Source organism: Apolloniradiicaulis salifontis (genome assembly GCF_053756655.1).
In genome coordinates this window covers 469,405-492,063 of the sequence record NZ_CM132387.1, presented here as the reverse complement: position 1 = coordinate 492,063, position 22,659 = coordinate 469,405, and the positions used below count along the sequence as shown (strand labels likewise).

At 66.9% G+C, this 22,659-nt stretch carries 24 protein-coding genes; 15 read left to right on the top strand and 9 right to left on the bottom strand.

What is annotated here, in order from left to right:
• Positions 1-34 precede the first annotated feature (34 nt).
• Together ACWCOP_RS02315 and rcdA are read left to right on the top strand one after the other, a co-directional pair.
• A complete protein-coding gene (locus ACWCOP_RS02315) occupies positions 35-226 on the top strand; it encodes a DUF1192 family protein (RefSeq protein WP_478249609.1) in 192 nt (63 codons plus the stop codon).
• A 107-nt stretch (positions 227-333) separates the two neighbouring features.
• Entirely contained in the window at positions 334-858 is a 525-nt protein-coding gene (gene rcdA, locus ACWCOP_RS02310; RefSeq protein ID WP_478249608.1) for a protease adaptor protein RcdA, read from the top strand.
• Between the two features lie 322 nt (positions 859-1,180).
• Here rcdA and rpmE read toward each other — a convergent pair whose 3' ends face one another.
• The gene (rpmE, locus tag ACWCOP_RS02305) at positions 1,181-1,402 is read right to left on the bottom strand and encodes a 50S ribosomal protein L31 (RefSeq protein ID WP_478249607.1); all 222 of its coding nucleotides are present in this window, start codon (positions 1,400-1,402) and stop codon (positions 1,181-1,183) included.
• 291 nt (positions 1,403-1,693) lie between these two features.
• Between rpmE and ACWCOP_RS02300 the strand changes: the two genes are divergently transcribed.
• From ACWCOP_RS02300 to ACWCOP_RS02290, 3 genes are all read left to right on the top strand, one after another.
• Complete coding sequence (locus ACWCOP_RS02300) at positions 1,694-2,197, top strand: glycoside hydrolase family 108 protein (protein ID WP_478249606.1); 504 nt, start codon at positions 1,694-1,696, stop codon at positions 2,195-2,197.
• A 152-nt stretch (positions 2,198-2,349) separates the two neighbouring features.
• Positions 2,350-2,916, top strand: coding sequence for an elongation factor P (gene efp, locus ACWCOP_RS02295; protein WP_478249605.1), 567 nt, complete (start codon positions 2,350-2,352; stop codon positions 2,914-2,916).
• Between the two features lie 20 nt (positions 2,917-2,936).
• Positions 2,937-3,710, top strand: a complete 774-nt coding sequence (locus ACWCOP_RS02290; protein WP_478250639.1) for an inositol monophosphatase family protein — start codon at positions 2,937-2,939, stop codon at positions 3,708-3,710.
• A gap of 90 nt (positions 3,711-3,800) precedes the next feature.
• On the opposite strand, the gene ACWCOP_RS02285 is transcribed toward ACWCOP_RS02290, so the two are convergent.
• The 3 genes from ACWCOP_RS02285 to ACWCOP_RS02275 all read right to left on the bottom strand — a co-directional run bounded on the left by ACWCOP_RS02285 (position 3,801) and on the right by ACWCOP_RS02275 (position 6,117).
• Positions 3,801-4,274, bottom strand: a complete 474-nt coding sequence (locus tag ACWCOP_RS02285; RefSeq protein WP_478249604.1) for a pseudoazurin — start codon at positions 4,272-4,274, stop codon at positions 3,801-3,803.
• Positions 4,275-4,423: 149 nt separating this feature from the next.
• Positions 4,424-5,230 carry a hypothetical protein gene (locus ACWCOP_RS02280; protein ID WP_478249603.1) on the bottom strand — a complete coding sequence of 269 codons (807 nt, stop codon included), beginning with the start codon at positions 5,228-5,230 and terminating at the stop codon, positions 4,424-4,426.
• A gap of 11 nt (positions 5,231-5,241) precedes the next feature.
• Positions 5,242-6,117 (bottom strand): class I SAM-dependent methyltransferase, encoded by an 876-nt coding sequence (locus ACWCOP_RS02275; protein ID WP_478249602.1) that lies wholly within the window; start codon positions 6,115-6,117, stop codon positions 5,242-5,244.
• Positions 6,118-6,277: 160 nt separating this feature from the next.
• On the opposite strand from ACWCOP_RS02275, the gene ACWCOP_RS02270 reads away from it, so the two are divergent.
• Entirely contained in the window at positions 6,278-7,330 is a 1,053-nt protein-coding gene (locus ACWCOP_RS02270; RefSeq protein ID WP_478249601.1) for a hypothetical protein, read from the top strand.
• 3 nt (positions 7,331-7,333) lie between these two features.
• The gene (locus ACWCOP_RS02265; RefSeq protein ID WP_478249600.1) at positions 7,334-8,350 is read left to right on the top strand and encodes a peptidoglycan -binding protein; all 1,017 of its coding nucleotides are present in this window, start codon (positions 7,334-7,336) and stop codon (positions 8,348-8,350) included.
• Between the two features lie 287 nt (positions 8,351-8,637).
• Here ACWCOP_RS02265 and rpmB read toward each other — a convergent pair whose 3' ends face one another.
• Positions 8,638-8,931 (bottom strand): 50S ribosomal protein L28, encoded by a 294-nt coding sequence (gene rpmB, locus ACWCOP_RS02260; protein ID WP_478249599.1) that lies wholly within the window; start codon positions 8,929-8,931, stop codon positions 8,638-8,640.
• Between the two features lie 246 nt (positions 8,932-9,177).
• Here rpmB and ACWCOP_RS02255 point away from each other — a divergent pair, with 246 nt between their 5' ends.
• The 8 genes from ACWCOP_RS02255 (at position 9,178) to ACWCOP_RS02220 (ending at position 18,620) form a co-directional block, all read left to right on the top strand.
• The gene (locus tag ACWCOP_RS02255) at positions 9,178-10,074 is read left to right on the top strand and encodes a DUF3108 domain-containing protein (protein ID WP_478249598.1); all 897 of its coding nucleotides are present in this window, start codon (positions 9,178-9,180) and stop codon (positions 10,072-10,074) included.
• Between the two features lie 77 nt (positions 10,075-10,151).
• Positions 10,152-12,923, top strand: coding sequence for a helicase-related protein (locus tag ACWCOP_RS02250; RefSeq protein WP_478249597.1), 2,772 nt, complete (start codon positions 10,152-10,154; stop codon positions 12,921-12,923).
• Positions 12,920-13,237: an RNA-binding S4 domain-containing protein gene (locus ACWCOP_RS02245; RefSeq protein WP_478249596.1), complete on the top strand. Its 318-nt coding sequence runs from the start codon at positions 12,920-12,922 to the stop codon at positions 13,235-13,237. Before ACWCOP_RS02250 ends, ACWCOP_RS02245 begins: the two co-directional genes overlap by 4 nt.
• Before the next feature lie 17 nt (positions 13,238-13,254).
• Entirely contained in the window at positions 13,255-13,707 is a 453-nt protein-coding gene (locus ACWCOP_RS02240) for a tellurite resistance TerB family protein (protein WP_478249595.1), read from the top strand.
• A gap of 63 nt (positions 13,708-13,770) precedes the next feature.
• Positions 13,771-14,721 carry an alpha/beta hydrolase gene (locus ACWCOP_RS02235; protein WP_478249594.1) on the top strand — a complete coding sequence of 317 codons (951 nt, stop codon included), beginning with the start codon at positions 13,771-13,773 and terminating at the stop codon, positions 14,719-14,721.
• Positions 14,722-14,755: 34 nt separating this feature from the next.
• Positions 14,756-16,198, top strand: coding sequence for a protein adenylyltransferase SelO family protein (locus tag ACWCOP_RS02230; protein ID WP_478249593.1), 1,443 nt, complete (start codon positions 14,756-14,758; stop codon positions 16,196-16,198).
• Positions 16,195-16,983: a peptidoglycan editing factor PgeF gene (pgeF, locus tag ACWCOP_RS02225; protein WP_478249592.1), complete on the top strand. Its 789-nt coding sequence runs from the start codon at positions 16,195-16,197 to the stop codon at positions 16,981-16,983. The genes ACWCOP_RS02230 and pgeF overlap by 4 nt, the downstream gene beginning before the upstream one ends.
• Before the next feature lie 59 nt (positions 16,984-17,042).
• Complete coding sequence (locus tag ACWCOP_RS02220) at positions 17,043-18,620, top strand: EAL domain-containing protein (protein WP_478249591.1); 1,578 nt, start codon at positions 17,043-17,045, stop codon at positions 18,618-18,620.
• A 27-nt stretch (positions 18,621-18,647) separates the two neighbouring features.
• Here ACWCOP_RS02220 and ACWCOP_RS02215 read toward each other — a convergent pair whose 3' ends face one another.
• The 4 genes from ACWCOP_RS02215 to ACWCOP_RS02200 all read right to left on the bottom strand — a co-directional run bounded on the left by ACWCOP_RS02215 (position 18,648) and on the right by ACWCOP_RS02200 (position 22,567).
• Positions 18,648-19,799, bottom strand: a complete 1,152-nt coding sequence (locus ACWCOP_RS02215; RefSeq protein ID WP_478249590.1) for an acetate/propionate family kinase — start codon at positions 19,797-19,799, stop codon at positions 18,648-18,650.
• A 10-nt stretch (positions 19,800-19,809) separates the two neighbouring features.
• Entirely contained in the window at positions 19,810-21,228 is a 1,419-nt protein-coding gene (locus ACWCOP_RS02210) for a bifunctional enoyl-CoA hydratase/phosphate acetyltransferase (RefSeq protein WP_478249589.1), read from the bottom strand.
• Positions 21,229-21,252: 24 nt separating this feature from the next.
• Complete coding sequence (locus ACWCOP_RS02205; RefSeq protein ID WP_478249588.1) at positions 21,253-22,047, bottom strand: SDR family NAD(P)-dependent oxidoreductase; 795 nt, start codon at positions 22,045-22,047, stop codon at positions 21,253-21,255.
• A 100-nt stretch (positions 22,048-22,147) separates the two neighbouring features.
• Complete coding sequence (locus tag ACWCOP_RS02200; protein ID WP_478249587.1) at positions 22,148-22,567, bottom strand: response regulator; 420 nt, start codon at positions 22,565-22,567, stop codon at positions 22,148-22,150.
• Positions 22,568-22,659 lie beyond the last annotated feature (92 nt).

The following is a 22,659-nucleotide window of genomic DNA, read 5'->3' as shown; positions in this document are numbered from 1 at the left end:
AACCTCTTGTGCCATGAGAGACGAGGCGAAGGCCATGTTTCACGACGAACCGATGCGCAAACCCGACGCTGTGATCACGCCCGGCGAGGATTTGTCCCTTATGGGGATCGAGCAACTGGCCGAGCGCCGGCGCGTTCTGGAGCATGAAATCGAGCGCATCGACGCCTTGACCGAGCAGAAAAAGGCCGGGCTCGCCTCGGCGGAGAGCATCTTCAAGAAACCCTGACCGTGTGGCCCCTTGCTTGCACCCGCCCGGTGCGACCCGTCCGCATCCGGGACAATCTCCGGGGCGGACGGCCTGAAACAAGAAACCGATATAGAACGGATGACGCGATGAGCCCGGTGAACCCGATAAAAGGCACGCCCGATATCGAAACCCGCGTGGCCGATTTTGCGGGCTCGGAAATGTTCCGCCGCCTGTTTCGCGAAGGCATGGATCTTGTGGAGGAGACCGCGACCTATCTTGACGGTCCCGGCCGCGACGACGCCAAGCGGCTTGGCCGCACCGGCGCCTTGTCCTACGCCGCCGACTCCATGGCGTTGACCACACAGCTCATGCAGTGCGCCAGCTGGCTTTTGACCCAGCGCGCGGTGTCTGAAGGCGACATGAAGCCGGGCGAAGCCGCAGAGGCGCGCTACCGGCTCACCGCCCCGAAACTCAAGGACGCCGTCTGGCCGGCCGGCGACGATCCCTGCCCGCCGCGCCTGGGTGATCTGGCGCTGCGCGCACGCACGCTTCACGAGCGCCTGTCCCGGCTCGACCGCTCGCTGTTCGAAGCCGAGACCGAATCCGCCCGGCCGCCGGAAAACCCCGTCGCCGGACAGCTCGACCGCCTGAATCAGGCGTTTGGCGGCTAGCCGCCTTCAGCTTTCTTCTGGCGTCGTCCGGTAAGGCTGTCATGGGGCGCAGAGGATCATTGGCATAGAGACCAGACGCAGGCTTGCAGCCCGGCTCACGCCGGAGCTGTTCTGGGAAATCTCCGGCTCAGGGCATCTGATGCAGGATGACGGCTCCGAAGCGATCATGGCCGCGCTGGCGCATCCCCGACCGCTTGCTGTCTGACATGCAAACCCCCGGAATGAAAAACGCCCGCAGTCGAGGGGAGACTGCGGGCGTTCCTCTAAAGGCTTCGACGGAGCTGGGCTCTCGCCGTTCGATCGAGGGGGGATCGAACGGTTTTTAAACGCCGAAACCTTTGAACTTGTCTTTGAAGCGCGACACGCGGCCGGCGCGGTCGAGCAGGGTCTGCGTTCCGCCGGTCCAGGCGGGGTGGGTGCGCGGGTCGATGTCCAGATTGATGACATCGCCTTCCTTGCCGTGGGTCGAGCGCGTCTTGAAACGGCTGCCGTCGGTCATCACCACTTCGATGAAGTGATAGTCCGGGTGGATGTCCTGTCGCATGGCGCGTCGCCCTCTTGAACGTCTGCGGGCGGCTGCTGTGGCGGACCGCCCGCTGAAGTAATCCTGCCTAATTTGAGGCGCGGTGTATACACGCGCGTGATCGCCGGTTCAAGCCGGGATTCACACCCTGAGACTCTTCAACATGTTAGCCCCTGAGCGGCGGCCTGAATCCTGTGGATATCCTGCGCAGACGCCGCGTCCGCACGCTCACGCCCGCGAAGATCTCCTCACCATCCTGCATGTGGGGTATGCTGATATTCGTCTCTGGCGCGAGCAAGAAGGAGCCCTGCCATGCTGGACCGCGCGCTCAAGACCGTCCTCAAATGGGAGGGCGGCTATGTGAACCACCCCCAGGATCCCGGCGGGGCCACCAATATGGGGATCACCCTGAAGACCCTGGAGGGCTGGCGGGGCGCGCCGGTCACGCCTGAAGACGTGAAGGCCCTCACCCATGACGAGGCCGAAGCGATCTACAAGGCGCGCTACTGGGCTTCATGCCGGTGCGAGGCCTTCGAGTTTCCGGTGGCGCTGATGGTGTTCGACGCCGCGGTCAATCACGGGGCGGGCCGGGCCGCCAAATTGTTGCAGGAGGCGCTGGGCGTGACGGTGGACGGAGCGATCGGCCCGGTGACCCTGGGCGCGGCGCAGGCCAAGAACCCTGCGGCGCTGGCCACCGAGATCGCGGCGCGCCGCATGGTGCTTTACGGCTCTCTCAAGACGTTTCGGACGTTCGGCCTGGGCTGGTCGCGCCGCCTGATGGACGTGCTCGGCGAGGCGCTGACGCCGGAACGCTAGACTTTCCGGGCAAGGGGGCCGCCGGGGCGGCTCGCGCGCAGCCCCGCTTGCCGTTGGGCGGAGGCGCTGTTACATGGGCGCGAAACTCCCCGGCGCCCCGGATTGCAAGGGCGCGCCCGGCGCCGCGCGCGCCGCTTCAAGGACATCATTCGATGAAGATCAACGGCAACGAGATCAAGCCGGGCAACGTGATCAAGCACCAGGAGACGCTCTGGGTCGCGGTCAAGGCCGACCACGTCAAGCCGGGCAAGGGCGGCGCCTTTGCTCAGGTGGAGCTGAAAAACCTGCTGGACGGGCGCAAGCTCAACGAACGCTTCCGCTCCGCCGACAAGGTGGAGAAGGTGCGCCTGGAGCAGAAGGACTTCCAGTATCTCTACCCCGAGGGCGAGATGCTGGTCTTCATGGACACCGAGACCTACGAGCAGATCTCGCTGCAGACCGAGTTCGTCGGGGCCGAGCGCGCCGCATATCTCAATGACGGCATGATGGTCACGCTCGAGTTTTATGAAGAAAAGCCCATCGGCATCGACCTGCCCACCTATGTCGAGCTTGAAGTGATCGAGACCGAGCCGGTGGTGAAAGGTCAGACCGCCGCCAACTCCTACAAGCCGGCCCTGCTGTCTGGAAATATCCGCTCCTCGGTGCCGCCCTTCGTGGGCGTCGGCGAGCGGGTGGTGGTGGCCACCGAGGACGGCGCATACGTGCGACGGGCTGAATAGTGGCTCAGGTTTCCGCCCTGATGCAGGTGATGACCGCCGCGGCCCGCAAGGCCGGGCGCAAGCTGGCGCGTGATTTCAACGAAATCGAAAATCTGCAGGTCTCGCGCAAAGGCCCCGCCGACTTCGTCACCAACGCCGACATGAAGGCTGAAGAGACCGTCTTTGAAGAGCTGTCCAAGGCGCGTCCGGGCTATGGCTTCCTCATGGAGGAGCGCGGCGTGGTGGAGGGCACCGACAAGTCCCACCGCTGGATCGTCGACCCGCTGGACGGCACGCTGAACTTCATGCACGCCCAGCCCCATTTCGCGGTCTCCATCGCCCTGGAGCGCGAAGGCGAGCTGATCGCCGGCGTCACCTATAACCCGGCCACCGACGAGCTGTTCCACGCCGAAAAGGGCCGCGGCGCCTATGTCAACGACCGCCGGCTGCGCGTATCGGAACGGCGCAGCTTCCAGGAGGCCGTGATCGGTTGCGGCGCGCCGTTCTTCGGCAAGAAGGGCCATGCACGCTTTCTGAAGGAATTGCACCAGGTGATGCCCATGTGCGCGGGCATCCGTCGCAACGGGTCTGCGGCGCTGGATCTCGCCTATGTGGCGGCCGGCCGCTTTGACGGGTTCTGGGAACGCGATCTGAAATCCTGGGACATCGCCGCGGGCATCGTCATGGTGCGCGAAGCTGGAGGGTTCGCCGGGTCCATCGAGAACACTGGCGACGTGCTGGAGACCGGCGATATCGCCGCCGGCAACGAACACATTCTCGCAGAACTGAAAACCAGACTCGCCAAGGCGGCTTAGGCCTCCAAGGCGGACACGCAGGGTTTGTGAACCGGGGCGAGCGGGCTTGGACCGCCCGTCCCGGTTCGACACCGCATCAGCGGCTGGGCGCTAGCGGCTGGCGTCGTCGCCGCCGGACTGATCGGCTGCGGCCTGCTCCAACAGCGCTTCGAACCGGTCGCGGGCGCGGCCCGGATGACGCACCGAGCGCGCCTCGTCCAGATTGGCCGCCTCGCCGTCCCCGACCTTGATCAGGGCCACCATGCCGGCGCCGTAGTGCGGCATGCATTTCACACCGTAGACGCCCTCCTCGGTGACGGTGAAGCTGACATCCTGGTTCATGCGGCCCGCAAAGCCTTCAACGCCTTCAGGCAGCATGCCGTCGATGGACTGGGCGTTATGGGCGCCCATGGCGTTCACGAAGGTGACGGTATCGCCGGGCTGAACTTCCAGATAGGCCGGTTCGAAGACCATGGGCTGGCCGTCCGAGCCGGCGTTGAGCATCTGAATTTCATGGTCCTCGGCAAAGGCGGCCGGGGTGAGCGCAAGCACGCCAAGCGCAGCGGAAAGAAGTAGATTTTTCATGGGACTATCCTGTTTGCTCCAGACGCAGGCCCGATCCGGACCGCGTCGTTCATGGACAGGGACATAGCCGCAGCGCGCCGCACTTCACTGCGTCAAAACGGCTGCGGCGAGCTGTCTCACCGGGGGCTGTCCGGCCGCACCCCGCTCGGTCAGCGCAGCCAGTATTCCTTGACCGGCAACGCCGTCTCGGGGTGGCCGTACTCCAGTTTCAGAAGTACGGCGGCCGGCCCGGAGCGTTTGGCGAAACGCCGCCAGCGATTTCTCAGGAACTGCGCCGCCGCGTACGTGCCTGACGCATGAACGCCGGCCAGGATATAGATATAGCCGGTGCGATCCTGGCTGAAGTGGTTGTTCAGGCGCATTACAAGCGCGTACTCGACATCATAATCGGAGCGGTATTCGACCCCGTCCGCTGCATCGCGAAACAGGATCCGGCCCTTGGTGTCTTCGTTCTCCTCTTGGAGGACCGTTTCGATCAGAAGCTCGTCGGGATGAGCGGAACGAAAAACCTTCATCAGGCTGGCCACATGGAAATTCGCCGTCTGCGCGCCCACCAGGATGCCGGTTCGTCCTTCCCAGTTGATCTTCTCATCATCGGGAACGACCTGAAGCGGGCGTTTGAAAAACCGCGCCAGCAGGTCGGAAATCAGCATGCCGCCCAGTATGTCCTCCTTGGCGAAGGTCTCGTCGGGCCCGTACAGCTCCGTGGTCTCGCCAGCGGGGCTGCGCCGCGCGAAGCGGGCCACAGCGCGGTCGCACGGTTTACAGCTCCAGAGAGGGACGCTGATGAAAAACCGCTCCGGCTTGGTGACGTTGCGCCCGAAGGCGCGTTTCAGCGTTCGGAACACCAGGAAGCGCCGCGCGAAGGTCCAGCTGGCTGCGAGCAGCGTCGTTGCAATCCAGAACCCGGATTCGCGCAGCATCCCAAGCAGGAGATCTTCGATATGCAGCACCATGCCCCCCCGGCCTAGGCGTGGATGACGTGCAGCACATCGGCCATGGCCGGTCGCCCGTCCTGGTAAACGTGGACGCTGTACACCAGACTGTCCACCTCCACGCCATCGGGGAGCCCGTCCAGAACGGGTTGGTCAAGGTCGCGAAGCACCGCCGGAAGTGACGTAAAATCCGCGCCGGGCGGTTGGGACATGAGAAAGCTCCTGACCGGCAAGACGCCGGTGCGCGGAGCGTTGGCGGCCTCGTCGAACGCGTGGGGGGCGAGATGGGTGCGAAACCGGTCATGCGTGGGCGGCAGGCCCGGCCGGACCTCGTGAAAGAGATCGCTCTCGCCGTCCCAGGACCTTGCGAACGGCAGGCTGCGCGCGGCGGGAAACGCCACCGGTACGGCGACCGCCAGGCGCCCGCCCGGCGAAAGGCGCTTGTAGAGGCTGGACACGATTGCGCGGGCCCGGTCACGCGCCACATGCCCCAGGACCTGGCAGGCCAGGATCACGTCGAAGGTCATGGCCGGCGGCGCGGCGTCGATCAGATCGACGCCGCCTGCGCTGACACGGGTTCGAAGCCGCTCCGGCGCCCGGGCGCGGGCGGCGGCCGCCCGGTCGGGATCCGGATCCAGAGCGGCGAGCACCGCATCCTGGGCTCCCGCAGGGCATTCGGCGAACAGATCGAAATTCGCCCCGACGCCGCACCCGAAGTCGAGCGCGGTGCGCCAAGGGCGGTCGATGGCGGCGGCGATGACGGCGCGCTCCCGATCCCGCTTGCCGGGGTCCTGCTTGTGTTCGGACGGTTCGGTGATCAGCTCCGACAGGGGATAGGCGTAACGTCCCGGAGCCGCAGCTTGAGTGAAATACCGGTCGATCACATCTGTTGCGTCCCTGGCGGCCATGCCCGCGATCCCTTAAGTCGGTGACGCTGCGCAGGCTACCATAGCGGCGCGAAGAGGCCAGAGCCTCCTGCCTCATTCCGGCCAACACCCTTGCGTTTGATGGCGTCAGAGGCCAAGCCTTGGGGCTTGCACGCTCACACATCTCAAGGGGATTTGCGCCATGACCGGTAACGACGCCGACGCGCCACGCGCCCGAAAGACGCGCTTCACCGGGCCCGGCCAGTATATCCTGTGGATGGGCGTCTTCCTGGGCGCCGTGACCCTCATGGCGGCGCTGCTGAACCAGCCCCTGATTGCGGCGTTCGAGGCCAACCCGGCGATCAACGGCGTGATTCTGGGCGTCCTCTTGATCGGCATCGTCTACACCTTCGCCCAGGCCCTCGCGATCGGGCCCAGCGCGCGCTGGCTGGTGCGCCTGCATGACGCCGAGCATCCCGGCGCGCTGCCCACCCCGCCCTCGCTCATCGCCCCCATGGCGGCGCTGCTCACCGATGCGGCGGACGGGCGTTCGCGCCTGTCGGCGGCGTCGGCGCGGGTAGTGCTGGACTCCGTCGCTGCGCGCATGGCCGAGAGCGGCGCCTTCACACGCTATTTCGGTCGGCTGCTGATCTTCCTGGGGCTGCTGGGCACGTTCTACGGCCTGCTTCTGGTGGTGTCGGATGTGGGCGACGCGGTGCGCGCGGTGTCCGACAGCGCGTCGGGCTCCGGCGAGGAGCAGGCCACCGCTCTGATGAGCGCCATCGAGCAGCCGATCTCCGGCATGGGCACCGCCTTCGCCTCCTCGCTCTTCGGTCTGGCCGGATCGCTGATCATCGGCTTTCTGGAGCTGCAGGCGAGCCGGGCGCAGAACCGCTTCTACAACGAGGTGGAGGAATGGCTCTCCACGATCTCGCGCCTCACCGCCGCCGGCCCCGCCGGCGCGGCGTCCAGCGATGACGGCGCCGGCGGCGCCTATGTGGGCGCGCTGTTGGAGCAGAGCGCCGAGGCGCTGGACCGGCTCTCCCACAATCTGGAGCGCCATACCCGCCAGCTTGAAACCATCATGACGCGGTTCGCCGACGAAGCCTCGGAGAGCCAGCGCGAAAGCGCGCGCATGCTCAGAGACGAGATCAAGGTTCTGGTGCGCGCCCTGGAGGCCCAGGCGCGCCTCAATCGCGAGCGCGGGGACCGGCCGGACAATTCCGGGCCGCCGCCCCCGGGCCGGGAGCGCTAGGCCATGGCGCTGCCTCGCCACCTCGCCTTCTCCCAGAGCGATTCCGGCGATTACTGGCCGGGCTTCGTGGATGCGCTCGCGACGCTCCTGCTGGTGATCGTGTTCCTGCTGGCGGTGTTCACGGCGGGCCAGTTCGCCCTGTCCCAGGCCCTCACTGGCCGTGACGAGCAGCTGGCGGCCCTGAACGCCCAGCTGGCGACGCTGGCCGAAGAGCTGAACCTCGCCCAGAGCGAAAACCAGACCCTGTCGCTGCGCGTGGACGGGCTGGAAAGCCAAAACGCCGCGCTCACCGAGCAGAATGACGCACTTTCAAGCCAAATCGCAGGCCTTGAAGCGGGCCTCGCCGCCGCCCAGGCGAGCCTCACTGAAGAAGAGACCCTCAACGAGGAAGCCCAGGCGACGATCGCGCTTTTGAACAATCAGATGGCGGCTTTGCGCGAGGAACTCGCCCGGCTGAACGAAACCCTAAACGCCAGCGAGGCGCGTGAGGCGGAGCTGGAGGCCGAAGTGGTCAATCTCGGCCGGCGCCTGAACGCCGCGCTCGCCAGCGAAGTGGCGCGCCTAGCGCGCTATCGCTCGGAGTTTTTCGGCCGCCTGCTGGAGATCTTGGGCGATCGGTCCGGCGTGCGCGTGGTGGGCGACCGCTTCGTGTTCGAAACCGACGTGCTGTTCGGCTCCGGCTCGGCGACCCTGTCGGACAGCGGCCGCAGCTCGCTGGATCCCATCGCCGACGCCATCATCCAGCTGACCGAAGAAATTCCCGCCGATATCGACTGGGTGCTGCGCGTGGACGGCCATACCGACCCGGTGCCGCCGGGGCCGAGCCTCCCCTTCGCCTCCAATTGGGAGCTGTCCACCGCGCGCGCGCTCTCGGTGATCGAATACCTCATCGACCGCGGCGTGCCGCCCCGGCGCCTTCTGGCGGCCGGCTTCGGCGACAACTACCCCATCGCCGAGGGCCGCACCGCCGACGCCAACGCCCGCAACCGCCGGATCGAGTTGAAGCTGACGGATCGGTAGAGCGGTGGCGTATGTGATCGCCTTGGCCGGTTTCTTCACCGCTGGATGAGCGCCGGCCAGAATCTCGGCGGTCTGTCCTCCCCCTTGATGGGGGAGGTGTCCGGCGCAGGCGGACGGAGGGGGGACGCGGCCACCGCCGAGCTTCCCGGGGCCTGCCGGCCCGTTCGCTTCGCTTCAATCGATCCCCCGGATCGATTGATCTGCTGCGCAGACCGCTGCTCAGCCCCCAACGAAAAAGGCCCGCCGTTTCCGGCGGGCGCGTTCGTGTTCCGATCCGGAAGCGACGCTTACGCGGCGGCTTCGGCCTGGGCTTTCTTCAGCTCACGCTTCACCTTGAGCGCCGCCGCGGAAAGATTGTCGTCGCGCGCTTTCAGCAGGAAGGGATCGAGCCCACCCACATGATCGACGCTGCGCAGCGCCTTGGCGGCGACGCGGAATTTGAAGGCGCGGCCCAGCGTTTCCGACGCCAGGGTGACCTGGCACAGATTCGGCAGGAAGCGGCGCTTCGTCTTGTTATTGGCGTGGGAAACATTGTTTCCCGAGACCGGGCCCGTGCCCGTAAGTTCGCAGCGGCGCGACATGGCTTCCACCTTGATTCTGTCAGTCGTAAAAACCGGTGAGCGGCCGCGCGTCGGGCGAACCCTGGCGGCGCAAGAGCGGGCGATATACCCGAGCGGCGCACCCCCGTCAAGGCGCCGCGCCCTTATCCGGCCATATCCAGCTGCAAGAAGTCGCGCCCGGGACAGCATGAATCCAGAGCGTTCATCTTGCAGCCAGATGCGTTCGTGTCCCATATCGGTATGGTGTGCAAACGGGAAACCCCGCTTATGACGTTGAACGCTTTTCTTCGCGCCGGTGCGCTCGGCGCCGGCCTCGCCGCCCTGGCGCTGACGCTGGCGCAAGGCGCGAGCGCCCAGCCCGCGCCCGATGGTCCGGTCACGTCCAATGGCCCGGCAGCGCAGATCGAGCCGCCTGCCGAGCTGTTCGTGGAATATACCGGCGCGGTGTATTTCCTGTCGGTCGCCAACATCTCGCTGTCGGCGCGATTTTCCGAAGTGGACTATTCCGCCGCCGCCACCTTCCAGAGCGCGGGCCTGCTGCGCTGGTTTGACGACACCAATATCGAGGCCAACGCCATCGGCTATCGCGGCGAAGCCGGGCTCATCCCCTATCGCTACGAGCATATCAACTACGCCAGCGACAAGGGCCGCCTGGTGGGCATTGATTTTACCGATAATGTCGCCATGCCCGACGTGAACCCGCCCTTCGGCTCCATGGGCCAGCCCCCGGCCACCGACGCGGAGCGCGCCGGCGCGCTGGATCCCATCACGGTGATGCTGGGCCTGACGCTGGCCATGCCCGGCGACCGGGATACGCCGTGCACCGGAACCCTGCCGGTCTTCGACGGCAAGTCACGCTATGATCTGCGCTTTGAGAACGCCGGTATGGAGCAGGTGCGCACCCGCGCCTGGCGCGGCGAGGCGGTGCGGTGCCGGGCCTATGTGGAGCCGGTCTCCGGCTATGATCCCGGCGATCGCCCCACCGAGGAAGAAATCGCGCGGCCGGCCCATATCTGGCTGGCGCCCATCAACGACGTCTATGTGCCGGTGCGCTTTCGCGCCGCCACCCAGATCGGCGACATCAACGTCACCGCCACGCGCATCACGGTGGGCGGGCCCGCGTCCGGCGCTTCTCCCGCTGGCGCCGACTCCTCGAACGACTGAGTCTTTCACCGCGCAAGTCTTATAAGCGCGGCGGTTTCGGCCTATCTTGGATGAAATTCCAGGCGAGGGCCTGAGCCATGACCAGACCCAGCGCCGGGCGCGTCATCGCCGTGCTCGGCCCGACAAACACTGGCAAGACCCATCTGGCGCTTGAGCGCATGATGGCGCGCGCCTCCGGTGTGATGGGCCTGCCGCTGCGGCTGCTGGCGCGCGAGCTTTACGACAAGGTGGTCAAGGCCAAGGGCGTCCATGCGGTCGCGCTGATCACCGGCGAGGAAAAGATCCGCCCGCCAAGCGCGCGCTATTTCCTGTGCACGGTGGAGGCGATGCCCATGGAGCTGCGCCCCGCCTTTCTGGCGGTGGACGAGATCCAACTGGCTTCAGATCCCGACCGCGGCCACATCTTCACCGACCGGCTGCTCCATGCGCGCGGAACCGAAGAAACCATGTTCATGGGCGCGGGCACCATGCGCCCGCTTTTGCGCCGCCTGGTTCCCGAAGCCGAGATCGACGAGCGCGAGCGGTTTTCCGTGCTCACCTACGCCGGCTCGAAAAAGCTCTCCAAGCTGCCGCGGCGCTCGGCCGTCGTGGCGTTCTCGGCCGAGGACGTCTACTCCATCGCCGAGCTGGTGCGCCGCCAGCGCGGCGGCGCCGCCGTGGTGATGGGCGCCCTGTCGCCCCGCACCCGCAATTCCCAGGTCGAGCTCTACCAGTCCGGCGAGGTGGATTTCCTCATCGCCACCGACGCCATCGGCATGGGCTTGAACATGGATGTGGACCATGTGGCCTTCGCCGCGCTGAACAAGTTCGACGGCCGTAAACGCCGCAAGCTCTTCCCCCACGAGATCGGCCAGATCGCGGGGCGCGCGGGGCGCTTCCGGTCCGACGGCACGTTCGGCGAAACCGCCGACGCCAAGCCCATCGAGGCCGACGTGATCGACCGGGTGGAGAACCATGAGTTCGCACCGGTGGACCGGCTGACCTGGCGCAATAGCGAACTGGATCTCTCCAGCCTTCACAATCTGCGCATCACCCTGAACATGCCCTCGCCCGATCCGGTTCTGGAGCGGGTGCGCTACGCCATCGACGAGGAGGTGCTCGACATCGTCGCGCGCGACGCCGAGTTGAAGGAGCGCATCAAGTCCAGGGCCGGGCTGACCCGCCTGTGGGACGTGTGCCGCACGCCGGACTTTCGAAAAACCACGATCGACGACCACGCAAGGCTGATCAAGACCGTGTTCGGCCATCTCACCTCCGGCGACGGCTTTCTGCCCGACAGCTGGCTGGACGCCCAGATCACGCGGCTCGCCAAGACGTCCGGCGATGTGGACGCGCTGTCCCAGCGCCTCGCCCATGTGCGCACCTGGGCCTATGCCGCCCATCGCAGCGATTGGACCAAAGAGCCGGAATACTGGCAGGACCGCACCCGCGAGGTGGAGGACCAGCTCTCCGACGCCCTGCACGAGCGGCTCACCGCGCGCTTCATCGACCGGCGCACCAGCGCCCTGATGAAAGGTCTGCGCGAGCAGGCCGACATGGAGGCGGGGCTCGCCGCCAACGGCGAGGTGACCGTGGAGGGTCATTTCGTGGGCCGGCTGTCCGGCTTCACCTTCAAGGCCGACACAGAAGGCGGGCCGCTGGCGCGCCGGGCGGTGGCCAACGCCGCGCTGAAAGCGGTACGCCCGGAGGTGAACCGGCGCCTGGGCCGGCTTGCAAAGGCGGAGGACGCCGAGCTCACGCTGGCCGATGACGGCGCGATCTTCTGGTCCGACGACAAAATCGCCTACATGGAGGCGGGCCCGGACCCGTTCGCGCCGGGCGCCCGCCTTATCGGCGGCGAGCTGGGCGCAGGCGAGGCCGTGGCGCGCGCCGAGCGGCGGCTGGAGCGCTTCATCGCCCAGGAGGCCGAGACCGCGCTGAAACCGCTGCTGACGCTGCGGCGCAAGGTCAATGGCGCGAAAGGCCTTGATGGTCTGGCGCGCGGGATCGGCTACCGCCTGGTGGAGGGCTTCGGCGCCGCGCCGCGCAGCGCCCTGGCCCAGGACATCGCCCAACTCTCCGTGGCCGAGCGCCGCCAGCTGAAGAGCGCCGGCGTGCGCATCGGCGAGCATTCGGTGTTTCTACCCGCCCTGGTGAAGCCGCGCCCGGCGCGCCTCTCCTCTTTGTTGAAAGCCGCCCATGCCGGCGCGGTGGACACCGCCCTGCTGCCTGAACCCGGCCTCACCAGTCTTGAGGTCGAGCCGGGGCGCACCGAAGCCGATTACGGCTCGGCGGGCTTTCAGCGCTGCGGACCGCGGGCGGTGCGCCTGGACATGCTGGAACGCCTGGCCGATCTCATCCGCGAAGCCCGTGACCCGGCGCAAAAACACGCCTTTGCGCCCTCCAAAGCCATGATGAGCCTTCTCGGCTGCTCGGAGGAGGAGCTGAAAGCCGTCCTGCGGGCGCTGGGATACAAGCGCGTGCGCAAGGCCGCCGGTCCTGGAGACGGCGCTGGAGACGGCGCCGGAACCGACGCCCAGGCCGAGCTGTGGGGCGGGCGGGCGCGGTCGCTGAAACCCCAAAGCGCGCCAACCCCGGCGGCGGCGCCTGTCGACACGCCGTTTGCGATCCTCGCCCACCTTCCCGTGGCGCGCCCCGCGCCGGCGTCACAGACCGCCAAAGCGCCCGGCCGCGCCCGGCGCCGCACGCAAGGTCAGTCGCAGACCCCCGCGGCTGCGACCCCGGCGACGCAGACCAGCCCGACGCCCGATCCCGCAAAAGCGGACGCCGCGTCCGGTCCGGCCCGCAAAAAGCAGCGCCGGCGCCGGCGCAGAAGCAAAGGCTCCACGCCGTCCGGAGACGTCTCTTGAAGCGGCGCGAGCCCGAACCCCCGCAATCGGAAAGCCAGCGCTGTGATCTCTGGCTGTTTCGCACGCGCCTGTTCAAGACACGCTCCGGCGCGGGCGCTTTCATCGAGGGCGGCAAGGTGCGCCTGGAGCGCGGCGGTCAGGTTCTGCGTTTGAAAAAGGCGAGCGCGCTGGTGCGCCCGGGCGACCGTCTGGTCTATATCCGGTTCGAGACGCTGGTGCGCGTCACTGTCGAGGGCCTGGGCGAACGCCGCGGGCCGCCGGCGGAGGCGCGCACGCTCTATAGGATGGAAGACGCCGCTTCAAAGGCGCAATGAAAGGACGAACCCCGCCCATGTTCGATGCGATCAAGAAGATGTTCTCCGGCGACAAAGGAGAGGCGGGCGGCTCCGCCGATCCGAGTCCGGAAGTCGCCGCCGCCGTGCTGATGGTTCAGGCCGCCCTCGCCGACCGCGATTTTTCAAAGGCCGAGCGCGAAAAGATCGGCCTCATCCTTCGTGAAGGCTTCCGCCTGGAGCCGGCCCGCGCCGAGGCGGTTCTGGCCGAGGCCGAAGAGATCGCCGAAACCGCCGTGGGCCATCACCGCTACACCAATGTCGTGAAATCGCTGTCGCTGGAGAAGCGCAAGGTCTTCATGACCTATCTCTGGATGGTGGCGCTGGCTGACGGAAAGAAGGACGACACCGAGGATTCGCTGCTGCGCCGTCTGTCGCCCCTGCTGGCGCTGTCAGACCGCGACCGGACCGATGCGCGTGATGACGCCGAGCGTCTGGCGGCGAACGAGTGAAATTTCTGCGGCGCGTGCGGCTGCGCGCTTGCGAAGCGGCGCGCGGCGCATGATCTTGGCGCCATGAGTGATCAAACCAATCCCTTCGACCAATGGTTCAAGTCCTCCGGCCTCGCCGATCTGTTCGACGCCGCCAAGACGACGCCGAGCCTGCGCGACGCAGTGGGCAAGGCGCGTGACCTGGTGGAGGCGCCCGCCGTGCCGGTGGAGGGGCGCATCGACATCCATATCGCAGGCGGCGAAGGGCCGATTCCGGCGCGCATCTATGTGCCCTACGGCGCCGATCCTGCGCCGGCGCCGGGGCTGATTTTCTACCATGGCGGCGGGTTCACCATCGGCTCGCTGGACACCTATGATCCGCTCTGCCAGCGCCTGGCGGCGGTGTCGGGCGTGCGCATCTGCTCGGTGGGCTACCGCCTGGCGCCCGAGCACCCCTACCCGGCCGCCGTCGATGACGCCATCGCAAGCTTCGATGCGGCGCTGGGCGGCGCGCTCACCAGCTACGGCTTCGACAAGACACGCCTGGCCGTGGGCGGAGACAGCGCCGGCGGCAATCTGGCGGCCACCCTTGCGCGCGAACGCCGCGATCAGGTGATCTTCCAGCTTCTGCTCTATCCGGTGCTGCAGCTGGTGCAGGTGAAGAAGGACCGGCCGCGCTGGCAGGAAGGGCCCATGCTCTCCACCGCCACGCTGGAGGAGATCAAGAAGCGCTACCTCAAGGGCGCCGATCCCAGCGATGTGCGGGTTTCGCCCTTGCTGGCCGGCGATCTGAAGGGCCTGCCGCCGGCCTTCATGCTGGCCGCCGAGTTTGATCCGCTGCTGGAGGAGGGCGAGGCCTACGCCTCCAAGCTCGCTGCGTTCGGCGTGCCGGTGGAGCGCAAGGTCTACTCCGCCGCACCCCACGGCTTTTTGAACCTGTCGCGGATCATGCCCCAGTGCATCACCGCGCTTGAAGACGCCGCCAGGGCCCTGGCCAAAGGCGTCACCCGCCCCGCACGATCAACGCCGGCCTGACCGGCCCGCCCCCCGCTTCATGGAAAGGGACGCCATGACCGCGCCCTATCGCCCCGATCCGCAATTTTCAAAGCTTGGCGACACGTTCTCAACGCCAGTGGACCCGGCCGATTTTCCTACCGCCGGACCAGTCTGGTGGAATGAACGCTGGGCGCGCGAGGTGGGGCTGGAGCTCGATGAAACCGCGCGTCAGACGCATTTTCATCGCTTTGATCCGCTTGCCGGCAATCAGGCCCGACCGCGCGCGGTGAAGTATCACGGCCACCAGTTCCGGGTGTATAATCCCGAGATCGGCGACGGGCGCGGCTTCCTGTTCGGTCAAGTACGCGACAGCCATGACCGCTTGCTGGATTTCGGCACCAAGGGTTCGGGCCAGACCCCGTTCTCGCGCGCCGGAGACGGCCGGCTGACCTTGAAGGGCGCCGTGCGCGAAATCCTCGCCGCTGAAATGCTGGAGGCGCTGGGCGTCTATACCAGCAAGATTTTCTCGATCTTTGAAACCGGTGAGCAGCTCCATCGCGGCGACGAGCCCTCGCCCACAAGGTCGGCCGTGATGACCCGGCTGCAGCACTCCCACATGCGCTTCGGCGTGTTTCAGCGCCACGCCTATCACGACGACGCGGACGCCCTTGAAACGCTCATCGATTACAGCCTGGAACACCTTCTGCCTGAAGCCGATCACGGAAACGGCGACAAGGCCGCCGCGCTGCTGGACGCGGTGGCGCGCAACTCGGCGCGCCTGTCCGCGCAATGGATGGCGGCGGGCTTCGTACACGGTGTTCTGAATACGGACAATCTGGTGGTCACCGGCGAAAGCTTTGATTACGGCCCCTGGCGCTTCCTGCCCCATTTCGAGCCGGGCTTCACCGCCGCCTATTTTGATCATAGCGGGCTCTACGCCTATGCCCGCCAGCCCGAGGCGGTGTTCTGGGCGCTGCAGCAGCTGGCTGGCGCGCTGTCGGTGGTGGGCGACAAAGAGGCGCTGATCGAGGCGCTGTCGGCCTATCCAGACCACTACAAGCGCGAAATCCGCACCGCCTTCCTGGCGCGTCTGGGCGTCGCCGAGACCGACGAGGAGGCGGACGGCGCGCTGGTGACCCAGCTTCTCGATTTCATGAAGGCGAGCGAGATCCCGTTTGAAGCCTTGTTCTTCGACTGGTTCTGCGGCCCGGCCTCGGCCACGCGCGCCGACGCCAGCGCCCGCGCGGCGTTTTATCAGCGCGAGGATTTCGCGCCGGTGCGCCGGGCGCTGGAGGCGCGAGACCCGATCCGTCCGGAACGCCTCGCCCATCCCTATTTCGCTGAACCCGATCCGGTGCATCTAACCATCGAGGTGGTGGAAGGCCTGTGGGAGCCCATCGCCGGAGACAATGAATGGTCGGCGTTTCACGCCGTCACCGGCCGCATCGCCGAGGCGCGCGCCGCTTATGATCTGGGCCGCGGCCGCGTGGGCTTCCTGCCCGAGACCGGCGCATGAGCGATCTCGACTTCCTCACCGCGCCAGGCTTCGGTGACGGGCGTATCCGCCACGCCTTCACCACCCGCACCGGCGGGGTGAGCGACGGTCCCTATGAGAGCCTGAACCTCTCCTGGTCGCGCGGCGACGACAAGGCGCGGGTCGAGGAAAATCGCCGCCGGGCCGCGCGGGCGCTGGGCGGGGTTGATCTGGTGTTCATGAACCAGGTCCATGGCGCGACCGTGCTGAAGGTGGACGACAAACCGGAGGGACGCTGGTCGTCGGGGGAAGCCGACGCGCATATGACCGATGTTCCCGGCCTCGCCCTCGCCGCCCAGACCGCCGACTGCGTGCCCGTCCTGCTGTTTGATCCGGTCAGGCCGGCGGTGGCTGCAATCCATTCAGGCTGGCGCGGCACGGTGAAGGGCGTCATCGCCGAAACGCTGGCGGCGATGACCGCAGCCTACCAGACCCGGCCCGGCGAAGTTCACGCCGCCATCGGCCCGGCGATCAGTCCGGCCCATTACCGGGTCGGCCCCGAAGTGCTCGTACAGTTCGAGGCGCTGTTTGGTGATCTTGATGCAGGGCTCGCCGGACCGCGCGACGCTGAAGGCGGCGCCGGGCTCGACGTGGCTGAAGCCTGCCGGCGCCAGCTGATCGCCGCGGGCGTGCCCGAGCCCGCAATCACGCGGCTGGAGCACTGCACGTTTGCGCAGGCCGATCGCTTCTTCTCCTGCCGCCGCGCGGCGAAGGACGGCCATCCCGGCGCCTTTGGCGGACAGGCGGGGATCATCGCATTAGGCTAACCGGGTCTTTACCCATACACGGACAAAGTGCACGCCCTTTGGTGGCTCCCGGATCCGAAATGCCCGACGCAGCGCTTAAACGGTTTGTCGCGTTCGCGTTTTCCGCCGCCGACATCCTTATTGAGACCGATCTGGACGGCCGCGTGTCCTTCAGCGCTGGAGCGACGAGCACGTTCAAGACGCTCGCAAGCGGCCGGGAGAACCTGAGGCTGGAAACATGTTTCGCCACGGTGTCCCAGCGCGTGATCCGGACCTTCATCGAAACCGCACCCGAAGAGGGCCGCGCAGGTCCGGTGCGGGTGTGGTGCGAAGACCGGCCGATCGACCTGTCGCTCTGGCGCATGAAGGGCGCCGGGAGCCTGCAATGGACGCTGCGACTGGTGAAGGATGAAGCCCTCGTTGGCCAGTGCGCCTTTCCTATGTCGGCGCGCGAGGTTCTCGATGATGCGCTCCTGGGCGGCCGCTCCCTTGATCTGGCCTTGGTCTGGCTGGACGGCGGAGCGGATATCCGGTCAACGCTGGGCGACCGTGAGGCGGATCAATTCTTCACCAGCCTGACCGAAATCGCAAAGCTTCACGCCAAGGACAACGCTGCGGGCCGGATCCCCGGATCCGGCGACCTGATCGGTCTCGTGCCCGCCGACGACGACGCCCTAGACCAACTCGAAGCCGAGATCGACGAGATCGCAAAAGCCGGAGGCCTTGAGCGGGTGTCAGCCCGCACGCGCCGAATGCCCACGGGCGAAGGCTCCGTGGAGGACGCGCTGGAAATCTTCATGGAAGCGGCCACACGGTTTGACGAAACGGGCGTGCCGCCTCAGTACGATCTGCTCGCCGCCGCGGTGGAGAAGGCGCATCGCATCGCCCAGGCGCGGACCGACGCGGTGACGCTGACGGTCCGCAAAAAACTGTTCGAGCCGCATGTGCAACCGATCGCCGATGCGAAAACTCTCGACACGGTCGACTACGAGATGCTGATCCGGCTTCCGGGCGGCCGTTCTTTCGTGCCGGGCCTCATGGTGGCGGAGAAGGCGGGTCTCACCGAGGACCTCGACCTGGCCATGACCAAGGCGGCCCTCGATTTCCTGAAAGTCTGTCCCGACCGCCCGGATCTCAGCGTCAACCTGTCGGGCGCCTCGATTGTCACCGACGGCTTCGGCGCGCGCCTGAAGACGCTGCTGGACACCGCCCGCATCGGCCCGTCCCGGCTCTGCTTCGAGATCACCGAGACCCACGCCATCAAGGATTTCGAGCGCGCCCGGGCCGTGACCGAGGGCTTGCGCAAGCTCGGGCACACGATCGCGCTCGACGATTTCGGGTCCGGGTCTGCAGGTCTCGAATATCTGCTAAAACTACCCGTGGACCGGGTGAAGATCGACGGCGCGCTTATGCCCAGGACCAATCCCGGCGAATGGGAGCGCCAGAGATTCCAGCACTTGGCCGGCTTCGCCAAAGGCGTGAACGCGCAGCTCGTGGCCGAGTTTGTCGAACACCGCTGGCAGGCCCTGTTGCTCGCCGACGCCGGCTTCGACTTGTTGCAAGGCCATCTCATCGGGAAGGCCGAGCCGCTCAGCGATCTGGCGCGGCGCCATCCGCCCCGCACCCGGCGCGAAATGGCGACGGAGGCCTTCGGCTGACCTGTCTGCGGTGCGCGCAGCGCAGGCCTACAGCTCAGCCGCCGCAGCGCGCGCGATCACCTGTTCTTCATCGGTGGGGATCATCCAGACCCGAACGGCGGAGTCCGGCGCGCTGATCAGCGCAGGCTCGCCCCCGGCGCGCACGTTGGCGTCGGCGTCCAGTTTCACGCCGAGCCAGCCCAGCCCCTGGCAGATCGCGGCGCGCACGCCCGGCGAACGCTCGCCGATCCCGGCGGAGAAGACCAGCGCGTCCAGCCCTTCCAGCGGCGCGCACAGGGCCACGATCTCGCGCCGGCAGCGCGCGATGAAATAGGCGTAGGCGTCGCGCGTCGCCGCCGTGTCGCCGGTCTCCACCTCGCGCATGTCGCCGCTGGTCCCGCTGAGGCCTTTAAGTCCGCTCTCCTTGTAGAGAAGCCGGGTGAGAGCTTTCGCATCCAGGCCCTCTTCGGCCATGAGATACAGCAAGACGCCGGGATCGATCTGGCCGCAGCGCGTCGCCATGGGAAGTCCGTCCAGCGCTGAAAATCCCATGCTGGTGTCGCAGCTCACGCCGTCCTTCACCGCGCACAGCGAGGCGCCCGAACCCAGATGGGCGAGCACCGCCCTTTGCGGCGCGCCGCCCTCCAGCCCGGTCAGGCGCTGCGTGAGGTACTCATAGGACAGACCGTGAAACCCATAGCGGCGCACGCCCGCCTCGTAATAGCGGAGCGGCAGGGCGAAGGCGTCGGCGGTGAAGGGGTGGCTGCGGTGAAAGGCCGTGTCGAAGCAGGCGACTTGAACCGCGTCCGGCCAGGCTTTGCGCGCCGCGCGCAGGGCCGCCAGATTATGAGGCTGATGCAGGGGCGCCAGGGGCGACAGCGCCTCGATCCGGCGTTCAGTCGGCATATCCACCACAACCGGCCGGTCAAACTCGGCGCCGCCATGGACGATGCGATGGCCCACCGCGGCTATTCGCTCGTCCTCCACCGCGTCGAACGCCGCGAGGAGCGCGGCGGCGTGATCGCCCGCCTCCACCGGCATCCTGCGCTCGCTCTCGCCGTCCTTGAGGGTCAGCTCGGCCTGCGCGCCATCCACGCCCACACCCTCGATCTCGCCGGAGAGGCGGCGCGTGCGGCCCGCGTCATCAAAGACCGCAAATTTCAGCGAGCTGGAGCCGGCGTTCAGGGTGAGCAGCGCCATGGCGGCTTCCTCAATCCTCGTCGTGCGACAGGCCGGGCGCCGGCTCACCGTTCTTCAGCCAGCAGGCGTGCAGCGCGGCCACGGCGCAGGAGACAAGCCTTGAAAACGCGCTGTCGGCCCGGCTGGTGAGGATCACCGGCGCACGCGCCCCCAGCACGATCCCCGCGGTCTCGGCCCGCGCCAGAAAGGTCAACTCCTTGGCCAGCATGTTGCCGGCCTCCAGGTTCGGCGCCACCAGAATATCGGCGCGCCCGGCCACCGGGCCGGTGAGCTTCTTGATCTGAGCCGCCTCGCGGTCCACCGCATTGTCCATGGCCAGCGGTCCGTCCACCAGCCCGTGCACGATCTGGCCGCGATCAGCCATTTTCGACAGGGCCGCTGCGTCCAGGGTGGACGGCAGAGCCGGGTTCACCGTCTCAACCGCCGAAAGGATTGCCGCCCTCGGTAGTTTGAGCCCCAGCGCGCAGGCGAGATCTATGGTGTTCTGAACAATATCGGCCTTGGCCGAGAGATCCGGCGTGATATTCACCGCCGCGTCGGTGACGAACAGCAGGCCGTCCCGGCCCGGAACATCCAGAATGAAGGCGTGGGAAATACGCCGGTCGCCGCGCAGGCCATGGCTGCGGCTCAGTACGGCGCGCAGCAGCGTGTCGGTATGCAGATGACCTTTCATGACGCTGTCCGCTTCGCCGTCGGCCACCATGCGACAGGCCTTGGCGGCGGCGGCTTCGGCGTCCTCGGCCTCAACGATTTCGAAGCCGGAGAGGTCCGCATCCAGCGCCTTGGCTGCCGCCTCGATCTCTGCGCGTTTGCCAACAAGGACCGGGGTGATGAGCCCGCGCGCGGCCGCTTTCAGCGCGCCGTCCAGCGCATCCTCGCTATGGGGCTGAACCACGGCGGTGCGCGCCGGATCTATGCCGTCGCACGCTTTGAGAAGGCGATCAAAATGGGGGTGGCGACGGACCAGGAGATCCGGCAATTCATAGGCGTCAAAGCTGCGGGGGTGCTCGGGCGGGGCCACGGTGATCTCTGCGCTGAGCGCCACGCCGCCGGGTCCCTCCACACGTCCCTTCAAGGTCAGAAGGCCGTCTGACTTGGCGACGACCTCGATGCGCGCGCGCGCCGTTTCGCCCATCTTCAGGGGCGCGCCGGCCTTGCCCTTGAAGTCGGTCGCCCGCGAGCCCGGCCCCGGCAGGGTGTTTCCCACCAGCGCCGAGAGCAGGCCGGCCATGTAGGCGGTGGGGGCGTAGGCCTCGGCCACGCCGTCGCCGTCGCCGTCCAGCTCAGGCAGGTGGAGCGGATTGAGATCGCCGCTGGCGTGAGAATAGAAGACGAGGTCGTTCGCGGTCACCGTGCGGGTGAGCTCGGCGTGCTCGCCGACCTTGATCGCATCATAGCCGCGCGCCTTGGCGGTGGGGGTCTGTGTCATGACCTACCTAACGCACAGCAGCGCCTAAAGCGGGCGCCCGCCATTGGCCTCCACCAGCATGCGGCGCAGTTTGCGCATGCCGCCCACCCATTTGTCGCGTTCAGAACCCTTCATGGCGGCGTATTGCGCCGTGTTTTCATGGGTGGTCACCAGAAAGCGCCGCTCGTCCATGGCGGCGAGAAGCTTTTCGGCCACCACGCTGGCTTCGATATAGCCGGAGAGCCCTTGCGCACCGCCCTCGATGCCTTCCACCAGGGGCGTCTTCACCCCTTCCGGACACAGGCAATGGACCTGCAGACCCGCGTCGCCATGGGCGATGGCGAGATTTTCAGCAAACGACACCGCAGCCGCCTTGGTGGCCGAATAGGGCGCGTCACCGATCTGGGCGAGAAGGCCGGCGGCCGAAGCGGTGACCACGAAGATCCCGCCGCGCGTCGCCATGGATTTGGCCAGATGGCGCGCCGCATAGACGCTGGCCATGACATTGACGTCCCAGCACGCCTGCCAGGCGGCGTTGGGCGCGTCGCCCGCGCCCCAGCCCGGCCCGTCGCTGACGCCGATCCCGGCGTTGGAGATGTACACGTCCACCGGGCCCAGCGTGCGTTCGATCTTGTTGATGAAGCGCGTGAGGGCGTGTTCATCGGTGACGTCGACACGCTCACCGAACCCGCCGCAGGCCGCGCCCACACTCGCCGCGCCGTCCGCATTCATGTCGGCGACAGCAACCTTCGCGCCGGCGGCGTGGAGCGCCTGCGCCACCGCCTTGCCAATGCCGCTGGCGCCGCCTGTGACGATCGCCGTCTTGCCGGAAAAATCCATATCCGCCTCCCGCTATCAGAGCGTTTTCATACAGTGTTTGCATTCTGTAAAACTGTTTGGAGGCGAGCCTAGCGGGCGAGGCCCGAGGCGCAAGCGCCGTTCAGCGCTCGCCCAGCGCCGCCTGCAGCGTGGCGGCGACGATGGTCAGTGCGGTGCGGTATTGCTCCAGCGTCTCCGGCTTGCGAACCGACGAGACCACATTGGGAAATTCAGAGCACGCGCGCTGTATCCGAGTCGTGTCGCCGGAAAACACGATCACGGGGATTCGCGCCAGCTCTTCATTATCCAGAAGCCGGTCCAGGAGCCAGAGACCATCCTCTCCCGAGAGACGCAGATCCAGCACGATGCAATCGGGCGCAGACGCCTCGTCCTTGACCGCATCATAAGCGCCTCGGCCTTCAACGGCGCGAACAATATCCGTGGCGCCGGCCTCCTCCCGCAGCATCTTCTCAAAGAGAAACGCGTCCTGATCGTCGTCCTCGACAAGAAGGATGCGTGTTTGCGTCGGCGCGTCGGTCATGAATTCGCCCTGTAGACTGAATGCCGTCACCCAGACGCTAAACGGCCTTGCCCCCCGGCGCCAGCCCGGCCGCCATTCGAAGATGATTATTC